15 protein-coding genes are annotated in these 20,899 nt (G+C 59.4%); 7 read left to right on the top strand and 8 right to left on the bottom strand.

Annotation, left to right across the window (positions count from 1 at the left end; all coding sequences use genetic code 11):
* Positions 1-51: 51 nt before the first annotated feature.
* The 6 genes from ISN74_RS10330 to ISN74_RS10355 form a co-directional block, all read right to left on the bottom strand.
* The gene (locus ISN74_RS10330; protein ID WP_188799242.1) at positions 52-3,090 is read right to left on the bottom strand and encodes a TonB-dependent receptor domain-containing protein; all 3,039 of its coding nucleotides are present in this window, start codon (positions 3,088-3,090) and stop codon (positions 52-54) included.
* 142 nt (positions 3,091-3,232) lie between these two features.
* Positions 3,233-4,909: an alpha-L-fucosidase gene (locus ISN74_RS10335; RefSeq protein ID WP_188799243.1), complete on the bottom strand. Its 1,677-nt coding sequence runs from the start codon at positions 4,907-4,909 to the stop codon at positions 3,233-3,235.
* Positions 4,910-4,917: 8 nt separating this feature from the next.
* Entirely contained in the window at positions 4,918-6,033 is a 1,116-nt protein-coding gene (locus tag ISN74_RS10340; protein ID WP_229679145.1) for a glucokinase, read from the bottom strand.
* 389 nt (positions 6,034-6,422) lie between these two features.
* Positions 6,423-9,035 carry a glycoside hydrolase family 3 protein gene (locus ISN74_RS10345; protein ID WP_188799244.1) on the bottom strand — a complete coding sequence of 871 codons (2,613 nt, stop codon included), beginning with the start codon at positions 9,033-9,035 and terminating at the stop codon, positions 6,423-6,425.
* A 30-nt stretch (positions 9,036-9,065) separates the two neighbouring features.
* Positions 9,066-10,127, bottom strand: a complete 1,062-nt coding sequence (locus ISN74_RS10350; protein ID WP_188799245.1) for a glycosyl hydrolase family 18 protein — start codon at positions 10,125-10,127, stop codon at positions 9,066-9,068.
* Positions 10,124-11,680, bottom strand: coding sequence for an alpha-L-fucosidase (locus ISN74_RS10355; protein ID WP_188799603.1), 1,557 nt, complete (start codon positions 11,678-11,680; stop codon positions 10,124-10,126). Before ISN74_RS10355 ends, ISN74_RS10350 begins: the two co-directional genes overlap by 4 nt.
* Before the next feature lie 398 nt (positions 11,681-12,078).
* Here ISN74_RS10355 and ISN74_RS10360 point away from each other — a divergent pair, with 398 nt between their 5' ends.
* From ISN74_RS10360 to ISN74_RS10385, 6 genes are read left to right on the top strand one after another with little or no spacing between them, the layout of a single operon-like run.
* Positions 12,079-13,107: an aldo/keto reductase gene (locus tag ISN74_RS10360; protein ID WP_188799246.1), complete on the top strand. Its 1,029-nt coding sequence runs from the start codon at positions 12,079-12,081 to the stop codon at positions 13,105-13,107.
* Positions 13,104-13,958, top strand: coding sequence for an amidohydrolase family protein (locus ISN74_RS10365; RefSeq protein ID WP_188799247.1), 855 nt, complete (start codon positions 13,104-13,106; stop codon positions 13,956-13,958). The genes ISN74_RS10360 and ISN74_RS10365 overlap by 4 nt, the downstream gene beginning before the upstream one ends.
* Before the next feature lie 46 nt (positions 13,959-14,004).
* Positions 14,005-14,751: an SDR family oxidoreductase gene (locus ISN74_RS10370; protein ID WP_188799248.1), complete on the top strand. Its 747-nt coding sequence runs from the start codon at positions 14,005-14,007 to the stop codon at positions 14,749-14,751.
* A gap of 17 nt (positions 14,752-14,768) precedes the next feature.
* Complete coding sequence (locus ISN74_RS10375) at positions 14,769-15,635, top strand: fumarylacetoacetate hydrolase family protein (protein WP_188799249.1); 867 nt, start codon at positions 14,769-14,771, stop codon at positions 15,633-15,635.
* Complete coding sequence (locus ISN74_RS10380) at positions 15,632-16,951, top strand: enolase C-terminal domain-like protein (RefSeq protein ID WP_188799250.1); 1,320 nt, start codon at positions 15,632-15,634, stop codon at positions 16,949-16,951. The genes ISN74_RS10375 and ISN74_RS10380 overlap by 4 nt, the downstream gene beginning before the upstream one ends.
* Entirely contained in the window at positions 16,948-18,150 is a 1,203-nt protein-coding gene (locus ISN74_RS10385) for an alpha-hydroxy acid oxidase (RefSeq protein ID WP_188799251.1), read from the top strand. The genes ISN74_RS10380 and ISN74_RS10385 overlap by 4 nt, the downstream gene beginning before the upstream one ends.
* Before the next feature lie 53 nt (positions 18,151-18,203).
* Here the strand turns inward: ISN74_RS10385 and ISN74_RS10390 are convergent, their stop codons facing one another.
* On the bottom strand, positions 18,204-18,542 hold the full coding sequence (locus tag ISN74_RS10390; RefSeq protein WP_188799252.1) for an L-rhamnose mutarotase: 339 nt from the start codon (positions 18,540-18,542) through the stop codon (positions 18,204-18,206).
* Entirely contained in the window at positions 18,542-19,855 is a 1,314-nt protein-coding gene (gene fucP / locus ISN74_RS10395) for an L-fucose:H+ symporter permease (protein ID WP_425488836.1), read from the bottom strand. Before fucP ends, ISN74_RS10390 begins: the two co-directional genes overlap by 1 nt.
* Positions 19,856-20,043: 188 nt before the next feature.
* On the opposite strand from fucP, the gene ISN74_RS10400 reads away from it, so the two are divergent.
* Positions 20,044-20,820, top strand: coding sequence for an IclR family transcriptional regulator (locus ISN74_RS10400; RefSeq protein ID WP_188799253.1), 777 nt, complete (start codon positions 20,044-20,046; stop codon positions 20,818-20,820).
* Positions 20,821-20,899 lie beyond the last annotated feature (79 nt).

Consider the following 20,899-nt stretch of genomic DNA (forward strand, 5'->3'; position numbering starts at 1 on the left):
CTCTAAGCAAACGAGCCCGGCTTTTGGCCGGGCTCGTTGGAGTTACTTACATCAATCGAGCTTGTAATCGAACGTGAGGAATATCTCGCGACCGTTGTATTCGCTACCGGTCTGTCCTGTCGTAACGAACTCGAAATTACCGGCGTAGTACGGGATCGCACCGACCCTGTTGAAGATGTTGGACACGGTAAGCTTCAGCTTGGTCATATCGTTGATCTGCCAGGCAACCGAGGTATTCCAGGTGATCCACACCGGCGTCCTGCCCCAATACACGCTATCGGGAATGTTCGTCGCGACGCCATTGAGTGTCACCTGGCAGATACCGGTACTGATCGACTGGGCACCATTAGGTACCGTCAGCATGCTCGGCTGGATGCCATTGGGCAGTACGTTGCAGTTACCGTAGTTGGACGCGCGCATGCTGCCATCGCGCACACCGGAGACCGACACGTTCCAGTCGCCCTTGTTCCAGTCGGCTATCCACGAGATCCTGCTCGCCACATAGTTGTAGCGGGTGTTTAGCAATGGATCGGAAGCCAGCACGCGCTGCTTGTACGAGAGGTTGTCGGTGTAGTTGATGGTGCCAGTGAAATCGCCGTACTCGGTCTGCTTCTTGTAGTCCAATGAAGCATCGATGCCGCTGACGTACAGCGAAGCCTCGTTGAGCGGGCCGGACTTCACCGAGACGAGCTGGCCAGACGCATTGCGCACAACCCACGAATTGACCAAGGTGCAATACGCCGAATTCGATGCGTGCGCCGTATACGGCGACAAACCGGACGTACCGTTGGCCTGCTGGCCGGTAAGGCAGCCAGCATTGTCGAGCAGCACCTGGGCGGGGCTGAGGTACTCGATGGCGTTGTCTACGCCCATGTGCCAGTAGTCGGTGGAAAACGACAGGCCCTCCACGCCCGGAATCTGCCATACGAAACCATACGTCCAGGAGTGACCGGTCTGCGGTAGCAGTGCGGTGCTGCCACCCGTATTGTTGAGGTAATACTGCGACGTCGGCCTCTGCACCAGCGAGCACCACGTGCTGTTGTTCTGGCCAGCCTTGATGGCATTGATACATTGCAGGGGGTCGATGTAATCACCCACCGGCACGACAGAACCGGTCTGGTAGATCGCCTGCATGTCCGGCGCCTTGAAGTTGGTGCCGTAGCTGCCGCGAACCAGCAGACCGCTATACGGGCGCCATTCGATACCGGTACCCCAGGTGCGAGCCACGTCGGCGCGGCTGGCGTCGTGGTACTTGTCCAGGCGACCGGAGATCGTCCATGTCACCGTATCCAGCAGCGGTACACGGAACTCGTTGCCAAGCGAGTAGCGCTGGCGGGTGCCGCCACCGGTGTTGTACTCGTCGAACGGATCCTGGAACGTAGTCGAGTTGGCTTCGCGCGGATCCGGCGAAAGCTGGAAGCCATTGTGCGCAGCTTCGAGCACCGCCGCCCAACCGATCGGCTGATCGGCCACCCATGGAAGCGTGAACAGGTCACCGTTCATGCGGAACTGCGCCTGGTCCAGCCACGACGACGACGTGTTTTGGCCACCGACCGCGAACTGACTGTATTGCTGCGGCGTAATCGGGTTCCAGAACTGTTGCCAATTCATGTTGTAAACGGGAATGGTGTTGCCGTTGCTGTCGGTCGTGGTGCCCTGCTGCTTGCCGAGGAAGAAGTTGTTCATCGCGGTCTGGTCGAGGCCCGTGAAGTCCTCGTGCACGATGTACTTCTGAGCGTTGAGGTTCAAATCCCAGTTGAACCGGCTGTCGTCGAAGCTGCCGCGCAGGCCGGTCTGGAGGTTCCAGTTCTGCTCGTGGTCAGTAGTATTGCCGGCCGTACCCATTTCCTGTGACGTCAACTGGCGCTCAGCCTGATTGATGACTTGCCCCGTCGACTGGTCATAGAACTCACCGCTGGCGAATACGGGCAACTGGGTGTTGGAGATGCCCACGGTGTCATACAGCGCCATCGAGCCGTAAACCTGCAGACCGTTGCTGAAGTCGTACTCACCTGACAAATAAGCGTTGTTGCTACGACTGCCCGGTGTCAGTACCCAGTCCTTGAACAGGGCGGGCTGCGAGCAAAAAGAACCGTTGTCGGTCACGCTGGTGATCTGAGTGCCATTGGTGTTGACGGTGTGCGAGTTGCTCAGCGCAAAGTTGTTCCCGAACTTCGAGCACGTGCCCGTTGGCGGCGTAATGTATTGGCCCGCCGCGTTCGTCGCGGAGAGGCCGATAGCGCCGGCCGCGTCGTACTGGTAGCCGAACATGCGGTCAGCCGGGCCCCACGCGCCGTATCCCGCATCGGACACCGAGTCCTGATACGGACGATCACTGCCCCACAGCGCCGAGCGGTTGGATTTCTCCACGTTGTAGAGAACGTGCCAATTCTCGCCGGACTTGCCACCGAAGAAGTTGATGTCGCCATACGCGCGGCCACCACGCGTGGCGCCGCCACCGGTGACCTGCAGTTCGTCACCCTGATAGTTCTTCTTCAGGATCACGTTGACCACACCCGCCACCGCATCCGAGCCGTAGATCGACGACGCACCGGAGGCCAGGATCTCGATATGATCGATCATGCCGGTGGGAATGTTGTTGTAGTTCTGGAAGTTGCTCTGCGCGCTCAACGGCTGTGGATAGTCCACGATGCGATGCCCGTCGATCATCAGCAGGCTGAAGCCAGGGCCGAGGTTGCGCAGGTTGACCGAGCGAGCATTGACCGAAGTAGAACCCCAAGCGGCCGGGTCCTCTGACTGCTGACCGACCTGCGGCAGCGAATCCAGGAATTCCCACAGCGTGGTGAAGCCCTCTTTCTTGATCTGCTCACCGGTGATAGTGACCACCGGAGCCGGTCCCTCGATCTCCGTGCGGGGGATCATCGAACCGGTGACCGTGACGGTCTGCAGCTTCGTTGCCTTTTGCTGGTCGGCCGACTGTCCGCTGGATGAGGTGCTCTGCTGGTTTTGCTGATTCGTCTGCGAATTGCCGGAAGTCGTGCTCGATGTTTGTGCGAACGCGCTCGGCGCGAACAATGCCAGCGCCAGCGAACTGGCCAGCACACCACGGCGTACTCGTATGTTGCTCATGTTACTCCCCTACAGTTGAATGCGGTGTCTATGTCGCAGCCGGCCCCCTAATTAGCCGACAACGATGTTTTTCGGTTTGCCTTTATCCCAACGATTCGAGCGCAAACCGGAAGCCTTCTTGCTCTTCTCGATAGGCAACGATTTATGATTTAGGAGCGTTGCCCTCCCTTATGGTTTTAGAAGAATCTTGTTGCACGTCCACGCGATAGGCATACACGTGCACACCCGCAGGTTGCGTAGGCAAAATGAGATGCAGACCATCGGCCTGTTGATCGAACGAAACTGCACTGCCGGTAGCCAGTAACGTTACCGACTTCACCTTCATCGACGAGGTGATGGAATGAATCAAAGCGTGCCCCGAGGACGGCCACGCCATTTCGATCGCGTATAGACATCCGTCCTTGGTGGTGAAACGGAAGTCGTCTGCGGTATACGGCTTGGTCTTGGTGTCCTGCATGGTGCCCGCCGCGACCTGCGTAGGGCCTTCGCCGAAGCGATGCCACGGACGCGTGCCGTAGATGGATTCGCCATTGGCGTGCATCCATTGGCCTATGGCGTGCAGGATGTTTTGCGCCTGCTCGGGAATCGTGCCATCCGCCTTCGGACCGATGTTCAGCAACAAGTTGCCGTTCTTGCTCACGACATCGGCGAGCAACTGCACGATTTCATCCGGCGACTTGTAGGTATCGCCTTCCGCATAGCCCCAGGAATCGGGACTGACCGACGTTTCGGTTTGCCACGGTTGCTCGCGGATATCCGCCGCCTGACCGCGCTCGATGTTCATCGTGCCGGTGCCTGGCCGCATGTCATTCAACTTGTAGTTGAGCACCACGCCCTGCCCGTGCGCCGCAGCCTGGTTGTAGTAGAACGCGGCAAATTCGGCGAGTACTTGACGGAAGCGCGGCTGGCCGACCCACCAATCGAAATACATCAGGTCCGGGTGGTAGTCCTGCACGATTTCGGACGAGCGTGCGAGCCAGTCATTGAGGTAGGCGTCGGAAACGAATGTCCAGTCCACATCCTGGCCGTCTTCGCCCTTCGCCCCCTCCAGCGGATGCGCGGGCCCGTACAGCGCCGCATAACGCGGATCGTTCACATCGGAATTGAAAGTGCGGCCGTATTCGTAGAACCAGTCGTGCTCGGCGCGATGCGAGGACAAGCCAAGCTTCATGCCCTGTGCGCGGATCGCCTTGGCCAGCTCGCCGATGACGTCGCGATGCGGCCCCATCTTCACGGCTGTCCAGTCCGACAGCTTCGAGTTGTACATGGCGAAGCCGTCGTGGTGTTCGGCCACCGGCACGACATAGCGTGCACCGGCTTCGCGAAACAGCTTCGCCCAGGCATTCGGATCGAAGTGCTCTGCCTTGAATAACGGAATCAGATCTTTGTAGCCCACTTGCGGCATCGGGCCGTACGTTGCGATCTGGTGCCGGTAACGGTCGGAGTTTTCACCCGTGCGCTCATACATATGGCGTGGATACCACTCACCCTCGAACGCCGGGACCGAATACACACCCCAGTGAATGAAGATGCCGAACTTGGCATCCCGGTACCACTCAGGCGTGGTGTAGCCGGTAAGGCTCTGCCAATCCGGCTGCATCGGCCCTTGCCAGGCAGTCTTGAGCGCCTGCGCCAGAATGGCCTGGCGAGCAGCGTCATAGGGATGATTCGCCGCTACCCATTGCTGCTCGACAGTGGCGGCATCTGGAGGCGTAACGCTGTGCGTTGTATCGGCAGCGACGGAGGGCACGCTGTGCAACGCGATCACCGTCGCGATCCAAATACCGGTACGACGCCATGAGGAGGTATGCGCAGCCATAGGTCCTGTCAGGTTTGAGTGCAGTGATGCGAGGAGCGATCCATCAGCCAGCTTGCTGCGCCAATCACGGCGAGCTGGGCATGGTCCACCACATGCACTGGCACCGTCTGCAGGAAAGGACGCACAACGCCTTTATCCAGAAAGCGCTCGATAAAACGGCTCTTGATTATGAAATCGGTGATGCGCGAAAGAAAACCGCCGGCGAGATAGACGCCGCCCGTCGCACCGTACAACATGGCCAGATCACCGATGTAGGAACCAAGCCAGCCGCAAAATAGCTGCAGAGTCTCCAGCGCTTGCGCATCGGTGCCTGCGCACGCCGCTGCCGTGATGGCAGAAGGATCTTCAAGCACCACCGGAACGCTTTCCAGCCGACACACTGCGCGATAAAGGCGCAACAGCCCCGGACCAGAAAGCACATCATCGTAGGGAACATGGGTATCAGGCGGCGCCAGCTCAGCGAGCACTTGTTGTTCCCGCCCCACACGTGCAGCCAGTTGGATGTGTCCCGCTTCCGTCGCCAGCACTTTCGGCTGGGCGTCGGGCAAGCGCACGGCTACGCCAAGCCCCGTACCTGGACCGACAATCACCACCGGCCCCTTGCCTGCATGCTCGCGCCGCGCGGGCGCATGCAGGGTTTGAATGCTGCTTGCATCGAGATACGCCGTGCCATAAGCAAGCGCTTCGAAATCGTTGAGCACCTCGACGTCGGTCAGCGCGAGCGCACTCTTGAGGTCGGCCGGTACGATCGGCCATACCAGATTGTTGTTGACGACATGCCCTTCGTGCAGAAAGCCTGCGCAAGCGAGCACAAGTCGGCGCGGCCGCACCGCGAATGCGTCGCAGAAAGCGCGCACGATGGTATCCAGGCTGGCAAACTCCGCGCACTTGTAGACGCGGTACGCAAGCATGACGGGAGCGTCCTGATTTGGCCGCTTCACGAGCAATCCCAACCGAGCATGCGTGCCGCCCACATCGGCAGCGAGAAAGGCGCCTTGCTCCGCAGAAAGCGGGCTCACCATGACAGTCGCCGAAGCATCGGCGCGCAACGCCACAGTGCCGACGTCATTCGCGGATGGCTCTGCATGATCTGCATCACCATAGAGGTGGTAATCGGCTTTCATGTGCAGCACGCGCTCCTGCCTGCAAACGGCAGCGTCACCGCGCTACAACCCAACTGGATTGAGCCTTGCATTTCCCCTCCCGGCAGTCACTACACCCATTCCGCGAATCACTTGCCTGGCGTCGTCAATTCATATACGAACGCCTGTTTTATATTTATGTGCACACAGCTTAAACGGCACATTTAGATCGTGGCAAGTCGCATCGCAGCAGTTTTTTTACGATCGAGTCAGAAATCTCAAATCCGTTCGTAAGTCATTGTTTTATCTAGGCACAAACACCTGCCTAGGCAGGCATGACAGAGCACTGGAAAACGGGCCAAGCAAAAATCTGCGTCCGGGCCTGAACAAGGCCGTGAATCCAGCGCGAAACATTGCAAGAAACCCTGTCATCAACGCGGCAACGACTGATCTCCGACAATGACGAATGTGCCAGCAACGCCATCTCCGTTCCCCGGCTGCGCTCCACCTGCGAATAATTGGTAATGCCCCGCCTCGACTGCGCGGCCGCCTTGCGCATCCACCTGACTCAACAGGCGCGGCGTCAGCTCGAAGCGAAGGCTGCGGCTTTCACCCGCAGCCAGATGGACGCGACGGAAACCCGCCAAGGCATGCCGCGGTGCTGAAGGCATGTCTGGTGCGTCGAGGTAAACCTGCACGACTTCATCGCCTGCCCGCTTGCCGTCATTACGAACCGTAACCGTTGCCTGCAGCGATTCGCCTGCCTGCAACCGAGACGCCGATAGCTTCAAGTCGCTATAGGCAAAATGTGTATAGCTCAGGCCGTAACCGAACGGATAAAGCGGTGTACCTGTGAAATAGCGATAGGTACGTCCCTGCATCGCGTAACTCACGAACGGCGGCAGATCGCTGGTGGCGTGATAGAACGTCACCGGCAGACGGCCACCGGGGTTGTAGTCACCCGCCAGTACTTGCGCGATGGCATCGCCACCCTCTTCGCCGGGATACCACGCCGCCACGATGGCATCGGCATGCGCCTTGGCCCAATTGAGCGCGACGGCACTGCCCGACATCAGCACAACCACCAGCGGTTTGCCGCTGGCAGCGACACGCTCCAGCAAGGCCTGCTGAGACGCCGGCAGCCCGATGTTGGTACGGTCACCGCCATTGAAACCGGGCACATCGATTTTCAGCTCTTCGCCTTCTACATCCGGCGACAACCCGACAAAAGCGACGACAGCATCCGCCTGTTTCGTAGCAGCTTCCGCTTCAGCCAACTGCGCATCAGCGGGCGCGAGCCACTGCAGCCGCACACCCTGGTCCTGGCCGCCATGGACTAGTTCAAGCCGAATACTATGGGCGCGCGTATTCTCGAAATGCAGGTTGGCCGGCATCGTCGCGTCACTGCCGCGGCCATCGATCACCAGACGGTCATCCACATACAGACGCACCGTATCGTGACCGGCGCAGTCGAAACAGCGGTCGACATGCACGGCCAGAGTGTAATCCCCAGCTCCCGGCGGCAACAGTTCACCGCGCCAGCGCACGGCATAACGACTTGCATGCAAGCTATCGGTCGGCGCGACATGATCCCAATCGAAATCGATCAGGCGATCGTTGCGAGTCAACGCAGGCGCGCCGCTGAAATTCAGCGTATCGAAATATTCGCCGGTCAAGCCAGCGTGCGCACCATCCGGCGTGCGCAGCGCGGTTTCCGGAATAGGCACCGGTACGCCGCTGGCAATGGGAGAACCTTGCGCATAGCGAATCTGCTGCGCGCCGAAACGCTCGCGCAATCCCAGCAATGGCGTCACTGGCGCGCGTGCCGTGCCGTGATAGTTGGCTTCGAGTGTTTCCAGCGTGTCGGCGTTCGGCCCCACAACTGCCAGGCGCATGCCTTGTTGCAACGGCAACAGGCTGTGTTCGTTCTTCAGCAGCACCATCGATTCCAGCGCAGCTTGCAATGCGAGCTGGCGATGGGCCGAACTGTCTACCTGATCCATGCCGATCGTTGCATAGGGATCATTGGCCGCTCCCCATTCGCCGAATTGTTGGCGTGCTGCGAAAAGCCGCGTCAATGCCGCATCGAGTGACGGTTCGCCAACGTAACCCTGATGCACAGCATCCTGTAACCGGGCGTAAGCGTCGCCACAGTCCAGGTCAGTCCCGGCGCGGATGGCGGCAGCGGAAGATTGGGCATTATCCGGTTTGAAGTAATGAAATTGGGTCATGTCATCGATCGCATCGCAATCGGAAACGACATATCCCTTGAAGCCCCAGTCGTGACGCAGCAACGTCGTCAGCAGGCGGTCATCGGCGCACACGGGGGTGCCGTGCAAAGCGTTGTAGGCGCACATGATGGATGCGGCCTGCCCTTCGACGATTGCTGCACGAAAGGCGGGCAGATAAGTCGCTTCCAGGTCATGCGGGGAAACATCCACATCGAAACCATGGCGCCCCGATTCAGGGCCGCTATGCACGACAAAGTGTTTGGGTGTGGCAATGGCGCGCAAATGCACCGGATCATCGCCCTGGATGCCGTGGATAAAGCCCACTGCAAGTTGGCCGGTGAGGTAGGGATCCTCGCCATAAGTTTCTTGGCCACGTCCCCAGCGCGGGTCACGGAAAATATTGATATTCGGGGACCAGATGCTGAGCCCCTGATAACGTGCGTGATCGTGCCCGGCGCCTACCGCGTTGAACTTGGCGCGAGCCTCGGTCGATACGACCGTGCCGACTTGATTGAGCAAGCCGACATCCCAGCTTGACGCAAGCCCGATCGCTTGCGGAAACACAGTGGCATAGCCATCGCGCGCATTGCCATGCAGGCCTTCGCTCCACCAGTCATAAGCGGCGATACCAAGCCGGGGAATGGCCGGCGCTCCACTCTGCAACTGTGACACTTTCTCAGGCAACGTCATGCGCGCCACCAACGCGGAGACCTGCGTGGGTGCATCCTGCGCTGTGACACAGGCGGCAACGGCCATCCACAGCCATGCTGTCACCAGCATGCCTGTTTTCGAGATGGCGAAAACCTGTCTCATTAAGACCGCTGCCTTTGAATGGCGCATGGTTCAGCGCTGCGCAACAGGCAGCTCATCCCACACCTTGGGACCTTCCGCACCAAGCACCCACGCGCAAAAACCTTCCAGCCCATATTGCTTCACCACCGCATAGCGATCGCGAAAGCTGTGTTCATCGGGCATGAAGACCCATTCGCGCATATCGTCGCGGTAGAAGTAATACCAGGACTCATGCTCGACCGGATCCCATTGCACGTTTGCCTGCTGTTCTTGCGCCAACGGAATGGATTCATCAGCGTCGATATAGTCGGCCTTGATATTGGAAGCTTCGGTGCCGTCATCACGCACCGGATCCCCGGTATACCAGTGATAACCATACAAGGCGATGCCCAGCGACAGTTTCTCCCTGGGCACCAGGGTCAATGCATACTTCAATTGCGCCATGACCCACGGCATGCCATCCACCGGGCCCGGCACCGTCCAGCGCGTGTGCTGGTCGTAGGTCATCAGACAGATCAAATCTGCATACTTGCCCAACTCGGCGAGATCGTAAGCACCACGCCAGTACTGCCACATCCACTTGGAAAAGCGTCCCTCCCCAGCGTGCCCTGGCGCGTTGGGCACTACCGCGATCGACAACTTCAGGCTGTGCTTGTGCAAGGCTTCTGCGGTTTGCTTAACCAGCAAGGTATAAGCATCGCGGTCGGTCCAGGAAATGCTTTCGAAGTCGAACTGGAATCCGGCGTAACCGTATTGCGTGGCCTGCTGCAGCATCGCGTCGATCATGTGCCGTTTGGCGGTTTCATCGTGCAGCAGTTCATGAAAACCGTTACGTCCGGCTGACATGGATATGATCGGCTCAATCGGAAGCCGGTGTTCCTTCGCCATATGCAGGACGTACGCATTCGGTCCCCCGTTGACCAGACCTTGGTTGTCAACGCCGTACCACGTGGGAACCAGTAGACCAATCTTGTCGACATGAGCAACAAAGGAGTCGACGGACTTTTGCGTGCCCATCAAGTAGAACAACGCATCTGGCTGCGCAGCAAATGCGGTGCCGCAGGCAAGCGTCGCACCCAGTGCGCAGACCAACTTCATTACTCGCTTCATCATGGAGCCAACTCGATCTGGTAAACGTAAGCGTAATCTCCCACCGGTTTCGCAGGCAGCGAAAGGTGGAGGCCGTCTGCCTGCTGCTGCCAATCGACGCGTTTTCCATTCGCAAGCAGGCTCACTGCGCGCACATGGTCACCCGGTTTGATCGAATGGATCACCGTCTTCCCACCGGCAGGCCAGCCAAGCTCGATGGCGTAGAGCACACCGTTCTTGGTGGTGAAGCGGAAATCCTGCGCTGTATACGGTTTGGTCTTGGTGTCCTGGAACGTACCGCCCACGACTTCGGTAGGTCCTTCACCGAATACGCGCCATGGCCGGGTCGCGTAGATGGCGTCGCCATTGGTCTTCAGCCAGCCTCCCATGGCGAGCAGAATTCTCTGTGCGTCTTCCGGAATGGTGCCGTCCGCACGCGGCCCGATATTCAGCAACAGATTGCCATTCTTGCTGACCACATCCACCAGCAAGTGGATGAGCTCTTGGGGCGACTTGTAGGTGTCGTGCTCGACATAGCCCCACGAAGCGTTGCTGATCGACGTATCGGTCTGCCAATGCTCGGGATAGATGCCGGTCAGCTGTCCGCGCTCGACGTCCAGTGTCCCTGCGCCAGCTACAAAATCACCCTGCTTGTAATTGACCACCACACCGCCACGCTGAGCGCCCTGGTTGTAGTAGTACGCCAGCATCTTCGGCAGCGTATTGCGGAAGGTGGGATGGCCGATCCACCAGTCGAAGTAGATCAGATCCGGGTGGTAATCGTTGATCAGCTCTGTGGTGCGCGCGAGCCAGTCATCCAGCCAAGCCTGAGAGACATAGGTCCAATCGTTGTAGAGATCTTCGTCTTTTTTGGCGAGATGCGCTTCGGCCGGTCCGTACAATCCAGCGTAGCGCGGATCGTTCACATCAGAATCGAATTGCCGGCCGCCGTCAAAAAACCAATCGTGCTCTGCGCGATGCGACGACACGCCAAAATGCATACCTTCCGCGCGAACGGCTTTCGACAACTCTCCCACTACATCGCGATGCGGGCCCATTTTGGCCGCTGTCCATTCCGACAGTTTCGAGTCGTACATGGCAAAGCCATCGTGATGCTCGGCGACGGGTACGACATAGCGTGCGCCCGCATCATGGAAGAGCTTTGCCCAGGCCTGCGGATCGAAATGTTCGGCCTTGAACATCGGAATGAAATCTTTGTAGCCGAATTTCGATTGCGGTCCGTACGTCGCCACGTGATGAGCGAATTCCGGCGTACCCTGCTTGTACATCAAGCGCGAATACCATTCGCTGCCAAACGCGGGCACGGAGTACACACCCCAGTGGATGAAGATGCCGAACTTGGCATCGTCGTACCAACCCGGCGCTTGATAGCTCTGCAACGAGGTCCAGTCAGCGCGAAAAGGCCCTTGGCTGATGCCCTTGTCCACGTCCGACAGGAGCGCGCGGCGCTCGGGTTCGAATTTCGCCGTAGCCTTCTGCCAGATCAGATCCGCATCGTGCGGCGACAGCGTCGCGGCGGTAGGTGCGGTCGATTGCGCAAGACTGGCCCCGGCCATGGCGATGCCGGTGGCACAGATGGTCAGCGCAACAAAGGAACGTTTCAGGCTTTGCCGCCGCACCTGCGCGGGTCGACTCTCATTGAGCAGGCCCTGGCAAGCACCCGGTTTTCCCGCCTCTCCAACCTGCATCTGCATGAGTCCCCTCCCAGTAAGAGCTACGCGCTGAGCTGCCCCATTCGCATATTCATTAGCGAAACAATCATTCATATATGTTTAGATCGAGCCAAATCGAAATGCAACCTCTTTTTTCCTGGGGAGTCGACCCGCCCTTCAGTCACATATAAACCACATGTTTATATATACACGGGCAAATGAATGCGTCATCATCCGCCTAAGGGCCGTGGCGACGGGGTCCGGTACGTCCGTCTGCGCATACCGAAGGCACCCGGAGCTGCATGACACCAACCACGAACCAAACCCAATCGGGCTCAGCCAGAACCGAGCTGCAGCATGGACTCAGGTCTCGCCTGGCATTCGGTGGTGCGCCGATCGGCAATCTCTACGAATCGGTGGATGAGGAAACAGCCACCCTGACCCTGTCGCGCGCATGGCTGCGCGACATCCGCCATTTCGACACCGCGCCTTATTACGGCTACGGTCTCAGCGAAAGCCGGATCGGCGCGGCCCTTTCGGGCGTGCCCCGCGACAGCTTCAGCCTGTCGACCAAGGTCGGGCGGCTGATCGAAGCGGATGCGGGCCAAACGCAGCATGCCGATGGCTTTATCGTCGATGGACAACGTGCCCGCTTCGACTACAGCCGCGACGGTGTGTTGCGCTCAGTCGAAGCAAGCTTGCGACGCCTGCGTACCGATCACGTCGAAGTGCTGTTGTTGCACGATATCGGCGCACTGACGCATGGCGAACATCACGCTGCCGTACTGCATCAGGCGCTGAATGAAGCGTTGCCGGCTATGGAAGAACTCCGCACCCAGGGCGTATGCCGTGCCATCGGCCTGGGCGTGAATGAAGAAGCCGTATGCCTGGAAGTGATGCCGCGCTTTTCGTTGGACGTGATCATGCTGGCCGGTCGCTACACCTTGTTCGAACAGGCGCACAGCATCGGCGTGATGGCGCAAGCGAAAGCTCGCGGCATCGCGATACTTGCTGCCGGCCCCTACAACTCAGGCCTGCTTGGTAACAATGAGGGGCCGGGCCATTTCTACAACTATGCACCTGCCGACCAGACCGTGCAGCAGCGTGCGCAACGTTTCTACGATGTGCTCGGCGAGACACATACCGATGTCGGCGCAGCCGCGCTGCAATTTCCCCTCGCCCATGCTGCCGTTGCGAGCGTGGTATGCGGCCTGCGCTCTGTCGACGAAGTCGACATGGCCAGTAAACGCATGCAAACGCCCATTCCGAATGAAGCCTGGCGCGCCTTGCGTCACGCCGGCTTACTGCAACAAGACGCGCCCACGCCATGATCATCGTCGATGCACACCAGCATTATTGGCAGCCTTCACGCGGCGATTATGACTGGCTGGCGGATGCGCCCGCATTGCTGCAGCGTGCGTTTCTTCCAGCGGACATGCGCGCAGAACGGAAAGCTGCCGGCGTGACCTTCAGCATCCTGGTGCAAGCCGCACCCAGCGAAGAAGAAACGCGTTACCTGTTCGAGTTGGCCGAGCTTGATCCCGCTGTCATCGGCGTGGTCGGCTGGGTCGATATGGAGGCGAACGATGTTGAGGCGCGCATCGACGCACTGATTCGTGACGGCAACGGTTTGCTGCGTGGCCTGCGTCCCATGGTGCAAGACGTCGCCGATCCAGCATGGCTGTCCCAACCGTCGCTCGACCGCGCCTTTGACTGTATCGAAGGTCGCGGCCTGAGTTTTGATGCACTCACGAGCACGCCGCAATTTCCGGCACTGTTTCAGCGCCTGCAACGGCATCCTCATCTTAAGGTTGTGCTCGATCATGCCGGCAAGCCAGCCATCGGTGCAGCGGATACGGCTCTGTGGTCCGACTGGATCGACAAGCTGTCGCAGCATCCTCAGCTCCACTGCAAGTTATCAGGTTTGCTCACCCTGCTTGGCAAGGCTGCAGGCGAGCAGCTGATCGAACCGTACGTCGCACATCTGTTCGCACGCTTCGGCGCAGAACGCTTGATGTGGGGCAGCGACTGGCCTGTGCTCACGACACACGCCAGTTTCAGCCACTGGCTCGAACTCGCCCTGGAGCTAACCGGACGCTACGCGCCCGGCTCACAGGCCGATGTTTTTGCCGCCAACGCGGCGCGCTTTTATGCACTGGATCTCGGTGTCGCCCAATCATGAGCAGCGCCTTCTTCCATCTTCACTTTGATCGCAAAGGATTTATCGCATGAGCGGACGCTTGTCAGGCAAAAAGGCCCTCATCACCGCAGCCGGTGCCGGCATTGGCCGCGCCACCGCCCTCGCCTTCGCCAACGCCGGCGCGCAAGTACTGGCGACCGACATCGATGCACAGGCACTGGCCTCGCTCGCCGCCGAACATGCGTCGATTACTACCCAGCCGCTGGATGTGACACGAGCGGACGATATCGATGCGCTCGTAAACGCCTCTGGGCCATTCGATGTGCTGTTCAATTGTGCCGGCTTCGTGCACGCAGGCACCATTCTCGATACCGATGAAACGGGCTGGCGGCGCTCCTTCACCATCAATGTCGACAGCATGTTCCATCTATGCAAAGCCGTGCTGCCTGGCATGCTGGAGCGCGGCAAAGGCAGCATCATCAACATGTCGTCGGTGGCGTCCAGCGTCAAAGGTGTACCGAACCGCTTCGCCTATAGCACGACCAAGGCCGCCGTGATCGGCCTCACCCGCTCGATTGCCGCCGATTTTGTCGCCCGCGGCGTGCGTTGCAATGCAATTTGTCCCGGCACGGTAAAAACCCCTTCGCTCGGCGATCGCGTGCGTGCCTTGGGCGGTGACGAAGCCGCCAACTGGCAAAGCTTCATCGCGCGCCAGCCGATGGGCCGTTTGGGTGAACCCGAGGAAATTGCCGCGCTGGCGTTGTACCTCGCTTCCGACGAATCCGCCTTCACGACCGGCACCATCCACGTTGTGGATGGCGGCTGGTCCAACTAAGCAGGAGCAAGCATTCCATGAAACTGGTCCGTTATGGCGCCGTGGGCACGGAGAAGCCCGGCCTGATCGACAGCGCCGGCGCGCTTCGCGATCTTTCTTCCGTCATTCACGACATCGACGCAAAAGCGCTCGGCCACGAAGGCCTGGCTCGCTTGGCAAACGTCGACCCGCGGCAATTGCCGCAAGTGGAAGGCCAGCCACGTTACGGCACACCTGTTGCTCATGTCGGCAAGATGATCTGCGTCGGCATGAATTACGCCGAGCATGCAGCGGAAACCAACGCCCCCGTTCCACAGATGCCGGTGATCTTCATGAAAGCCACCAGTGCGATCGTGGGGCCCAATGATGATGTGATCATTCCCCAGGGCTCTACGAAAACCGACTGGGAAGTCGAGCTTGGTGTGGTGATTGGTGAAACCGCACGCAGTGTCAGCGAAGAAGAAGCGCTTTCATACGTCGCCGGTTATCTGGTGGTGAACGATCTTTCCGAACGTGACTTCCAGTTCGAACACGGCGGCCAGTGGGTCAAGGGCAAGAGCTGCGATACATTCGGACCGCTCGGGCCCTGGCTGGTCACAGCCGATGACGTTCCCGATCCGCAGAATCTGGGACTATGGCTGGAAGTAAACGGCCACCGCTATCAGAACGGCCATACGCGTACGATGATCTTCAGCGTGGCCAAGCTGGTCAGCCATATCAGCCGCTATATGACGTTGCAGCCCGGCGATGTGATCAGCACGGGCACACCCGCTGGTGTCGGCCTGGGACAAAAGCCGCCGATTTATCTGCGAGATGGCGATGTGATCGAGCTGGGTATTGAAGGACTCGGCCAGCAGCGCCAGCAGGTACACACTCACGCCTCCAGCGGGAATGTCACTGCATGAGCAGAATCATCGCGCTGGACACCTACGACGTCCGCTTTCCCACCTCGCGCGAACGGGATGGCTCGGATGCCATGAATCCGGATCCGGATTACTCCGCGGCTTACGTCGTCATGCGCACCGATCATTCCAGCCTGTCCGGGTACGGTCTGGCCTTTACCATCGGCCGCGGCAACGACGTGCAGAAAGCCGCCATCGATGCCTTGAACCATCATGTCGCCGGACTGGATCTGGATGAAGTCATCGATGATCTGGGCGGTTTCGCCCGACGTCTGATCGGCGATTCGCAGTTGCGCTGGCTCGGTCCTGAAAAGGGCGTGATGCATATGGCTATCGGCGCGGTCGTGAATGCCGCGTGGGATCTCGCCGCTCGCGCCGCAGGCAAGCCGCTGTGGCGTTTCATTGCCGACATGACGCCGGAACAACTCGTCGCCACCATCGACTTCCGCTACCTCAGCGACGCGTTGACGCCTGAAGAAGCATTGACGATGCTGCACGCAGCAGCACCCGGCAAGTCGAGACGCCTGCAGCAACTGCTTGCGGAAGGCTATCCGGCCTATACCACCTCACCAGGCTGGCTGGGCTATAGCGATGAAAAGATGCAACACCTGGCTCGCGAAGCCGTTGCCGCGGGCTTCCGCACCATCAAGCTCAAGGTGGGCATGAACGTAGAGGATGACGTACGTCGCTGCCGACTGGCACGCGAAACCGTCGGACCGGACATCGCCATCGCCGTAGACGCCAACCAGCGCTGGGATGTGCCCGACGCTATTGCCTGGCTGCACCACTTGTCGGACGTCAACCTCGCCTGGGTGGAAGAACCCACCAGCCCTGACGACATCCTCGGTCACGCATCCATTCGCCGCGCTGTGTCCCCGGTGCCTATCTCGACCGGCGAACACACCCACAACCGCGTGATGTTCAAACAGCTGTTCCAGGCCCAAGCGATCGACCTGGTGCAGATCGATGCGGCTCGTGTTGGCGGTGTGAATGAAAACCTGGCCATCCTGCTGATGGCGGCCAAATATGGCGTTCGCGTCTTCCCTCATGCCGGCGGTGTGGGCCTGTGCGAATTGGTGCAACATCTGGCCATGGCCGATTTCATCGCCATCAGCGGCAAGAAAGATGATCGCGCGATAGAATTCGTTGACCATCTGCACGAACATTTTGTTGATCCGGTAGTCATCGCCAATGGCTGCTACATCGCGCCGAATGCACCCGGTTTTTCCGCGCAAATGCATACAGGTAGCGTGGAAGAGTTTCGTTACCCGGACGGCCAGGCGTGGTGTGAGCCTGCTCACACTGCGAGGGCATCATGAGCACACCCATCACCAATGTTGCCGACTTGCGGGCCCTGGCCAAGCGCCGGGTGCCTCGCGCGTTCTTCGAATACGCTGACCGCGGTTCGTACGACGAAACTACGCTGCATGCGAACCGCTCCGCGCTGGAACGCATCGCTTTGCGGCAACGCGTGATGTGCAATGTCGACCAGCGCTCGCTGGCGACAGAAATCATCGGTCAGCCTGTATCCATGCCGCTGGCCATCGCCCCCACCGGACTCACTGGCCTGCAGCATGGTGGCGGTGAGATCCTCGGTGCCCGCGCTGCAGCCAACGCCGGCATCCCTTTCTGCCTCAGCACCATGTCGATCTGCTCGATCGAACAAGTGCATGCCGCCGTCCCGACCCCCTTCTGGTTTCAGGTTTACGTGATGCGCGACCGCGGTTTCACCCGCGAACTGATCCAGCGTGCCAGAGCAGCGCAATGCAGCGCCCTCATGCTCACCGCCGACCTGACTGTGCAAGGCCAGCGTCATCGTGAAATCAAGAACGGCCTGTCTGTGCCACCGAAAATCACCCTGCGCAACCTGCTCGACATGGCCAGCAAACCGCGTTGGGCGTGGAGCATGCTGCGTGCACCCAGCCGTTCGTTCGGAAACCTGCAAGGCCGTATCGACAACACCGACAGCCTCACCACCCTGGCGCAATGGATCGCCAAGCAGTTCGATCCAACCCTGGAATGGAAAGACCTCGAATGGATCCGCGAGCTATGGCCCGGTAAGCTGATCATCAAAGGCATTCTTGATCCGCGCGACGCGCGCATCGCCGCCGATCACGGCGTGGATGCCATCGTTGTTTCCAACCACGGCGGCCGCCAGCTGGATAGCGCGCCCGCAAGCATCGACGTGCTGCCTTCGATCGTGCAAGCCGTGGGTGATCGCATGGAAGTATTGTTCGATGGCGGCATACTCAGCGGGCAAGATCTGCTGAAGGTGCTAGCCAGTGGCGCGCGCGCCGGGTTGATTGGCAAGGCGTTTCTTTATGCGCTTGGCGCGCTCGGTGAAGCAGGAGTTACCCAGGCGATCGAGCTGATTCGCCGAGAGTTGAGTGTGAGCATGGCGCTTACGGGGCAGACAGATGTGCGCAATCTCGCGTCGGATGTGATCTGGCGCAAAGCGCCGGAGGGTGCGCTCAACATCATCAGCACTCAGTTTGATGGCGTGCCTTGTCGGCGGTGATGAACACCGTTGGTTGGGTTAGCGCAGCGTAACCGACTCATCAAGCGCAAAGCTCATGATTCGGCCAACGAAAAAATCCGCCGCATCGGCACCCACTTCTGCCCTACTTCCGCCCACGGCAAACGCTGCTGATACCCATCCATCAACGCCTCCCATTCCAGCGTCTTCGCATTCGCCGCATCCCTTTCGCGTGACACCTCATCGCCATCAACCATTTGCACAACCATCACCAAACGGTTGCCGGTGCGAAAAATCTCCATCTCCTCAACACCTGATGCGCGAATAGAGGCGATGATCTCCGGCCATACATGTCCAGGCTGGTGCCAACGCTCGTATTCTGCAATCGCTTCAGCGTCATCACGCAAATCCAGCGCATAGTAGTGGCGAGCCATCAACCGATTACCTCCACGACAGAAACATTTCGCCGCCATGCGAACAGCAAGATCACCGCAAAGCTGCATGCGGGCACACTCATGGCCGTGGTAATGCTGAAGTGATCGGATACCAGGCCCATCAGCGCCGTCAACACCGCGCCGCCGATAATGGTCATCACCAGCAAGGCCGCGCCTAATTTGCGTTCGTCATCGCTGCGGCCTTCCACGCCTAGCGCAAAAATGGTCGGATACATGACTGACATGAAGAAGCTGCATGCCACCAGCGCATAGGCGCCTGAGCTACCCGGCTCCAACACGGCATACAAGGTCAACGCGATGTTCACTGCGGCAAAAACCAGCAACAGGCGAACAGGAGCCAGATATTTCATCAGGGCTGCGCCAGCGAAACGCCCGAGCATGAAACATACCAGTCCGGCGGTAAGAAAATTGGCTGCCTCCTTGGCGGACGTACCCGGCATGTTCGCCTGCACGTAACGGATGGTGTAGCTCCATACACCGACTTGAGCACCGACATAGAAAAATTGCGCGAACAAAGCGCTTATAAAGCGGCGATCGCCCAACAGTTTGCGCAACACGCCCCGCCCTGTGCTGGAAACTTTCGCAGTGCCGAGGCTTGGGAAGCGCGTGATGACAATCAAGCAGGCCCAGGCGAGCACGACCACGCCTATCACCAGATACGGCCATTGCACAGCATGCGTTTCGCCCTGGAAATACGCTGCTCGTTCCGCCGCGCTCATGGCGGCGATCTGTGCGCTTGATCGTTCGACGCCGGTAAAGATGAAATGTTGCCCGATCAGGATGCCTGCGATGGAACCCAGTGGATTGAAGGCCTGTGCAAGGTTTAGGCGGCGTGTGGCCGTTTCTCGCGCCCCCAGCAAGGTCACAAAGGGATTGGCGGAGGTTTCCAGAAAGGCCAGGCCGCTGGCAATCACGAACAAGGCGAACAGGAACAAACCGTAAGCCGCCATCGATGCTGCCGGCCAGAACAGCAGCGCTCCTGTGCCATAGAGCACCAGACCGAAGACCACCGCACTCTTGTAGCCAAAACGGCGCATATACATGCCTGCCGGCATGGCGACCAGAAAATAGCCGAGATAAAACGCGCTCTGTACCAGACCTGCCCCAAAGTCGCTGAGCGCGAAGGCTTTCTTGAACTGAGCGATCAATACATCGTTGAGGTTGTTGGCGGCGCCCCAGAGGAAAAACAGGCTGACCACCAGGATCAACGGCAACCATGACGTCCGCTGCTCTTCGCCCTCCGCGGGGGCCGCGGCCGAAGTCGGTTCTTCCGTTACAGACTGCACACTCACCCTCTTCTCCAATGACGCGCCAGAGCGCGAATCTGAACGTGACGACCTCGCTCGTTTGTGCAAATATGAAACCGTTATTCATGGATACTACAAGACGCGCCGCAGCATCTTGTAGTGATCTGTGAGCACAAGGGCTTGTGATATGCCACCGTCAAGGGTGTGCACCTGCAAACCGGGGAAGGACAACCATGCCAACCGTTACTCCCAAATACCGTGCGCCTGCGCTCGATAAGGGTCTGGATATTCTCGAATTGTTGGCCGGTTCGAGCCGGCCGCTCAGCATTGCTGAAATTTCAGAAGGCGTCGGCCGTTCCCGCGGCGAAATCTTCCGCATGCTGCAGGTGCTGGAAGAGCGCGACTACATTACGCGCGGCGAGGGCGATGTGGGTTATTCGGTAACGCCACGGCTGTTCAGGCTGGGCATGGAGCAGCCGCCGGTCAAAACCGCGATCGAAGCCGCCCTGCCGGTGATGCACCAACTGGCCGATGCCAGCGGCCAAGCTTGTCACCTGGTGGTGCCATCGGGTGAGCAGATTGTTGTGGTGGCGCGTGTCGACCCCCCCGGCGAAGTAGCTCTCGTCGTGCGCGTGGGCCATCGCCGCCCAATGTCGCAATCAACCTCTGGCCACATTCTGCTGGCCTTCCAGGAAGAACAGGTGCGCAAGCGTTGGCTGGACATGATCTCCCGCTACGAACCAGCACTGGAGCGCAACAAACTTACCAAGTTGCTGACACAGCTGCGCGCCCGCGGCTACGCCAGCGAGGCCAGCCATGTCGTGGATGCGGTGACCGACCTTTCAGCGCCGGTCATGCAACACGGCAGCGCCGTATGTGCGCTCACCATTCCCTATATCGAGCAGCAGAATTCCGCGCAGACGATGGATGACGTCGTTGCAGCCCTGCTGCGCGCCACCAGGGAGATTTCCGAAGCGCTGCAATTTGGCGCACCGACGCGCTCGGTCTAACTACCACTTAGTGCCGCTTCGCCGGTTATCCGGCGCTTACAAACCGCTGCAAAGGCTCTTGAAGAAATGCTGCTATATC

It is taken from the genome of Dyella caseinilytica (genome assembly GCF_016865235.1).
Lineage (GTDB): Bacteria > Pseudomonadota > Gammaproteobacteria > Xanthomonadales > Rhodanobacteraceae > Dyella_B > Dyella_B caseinilytica.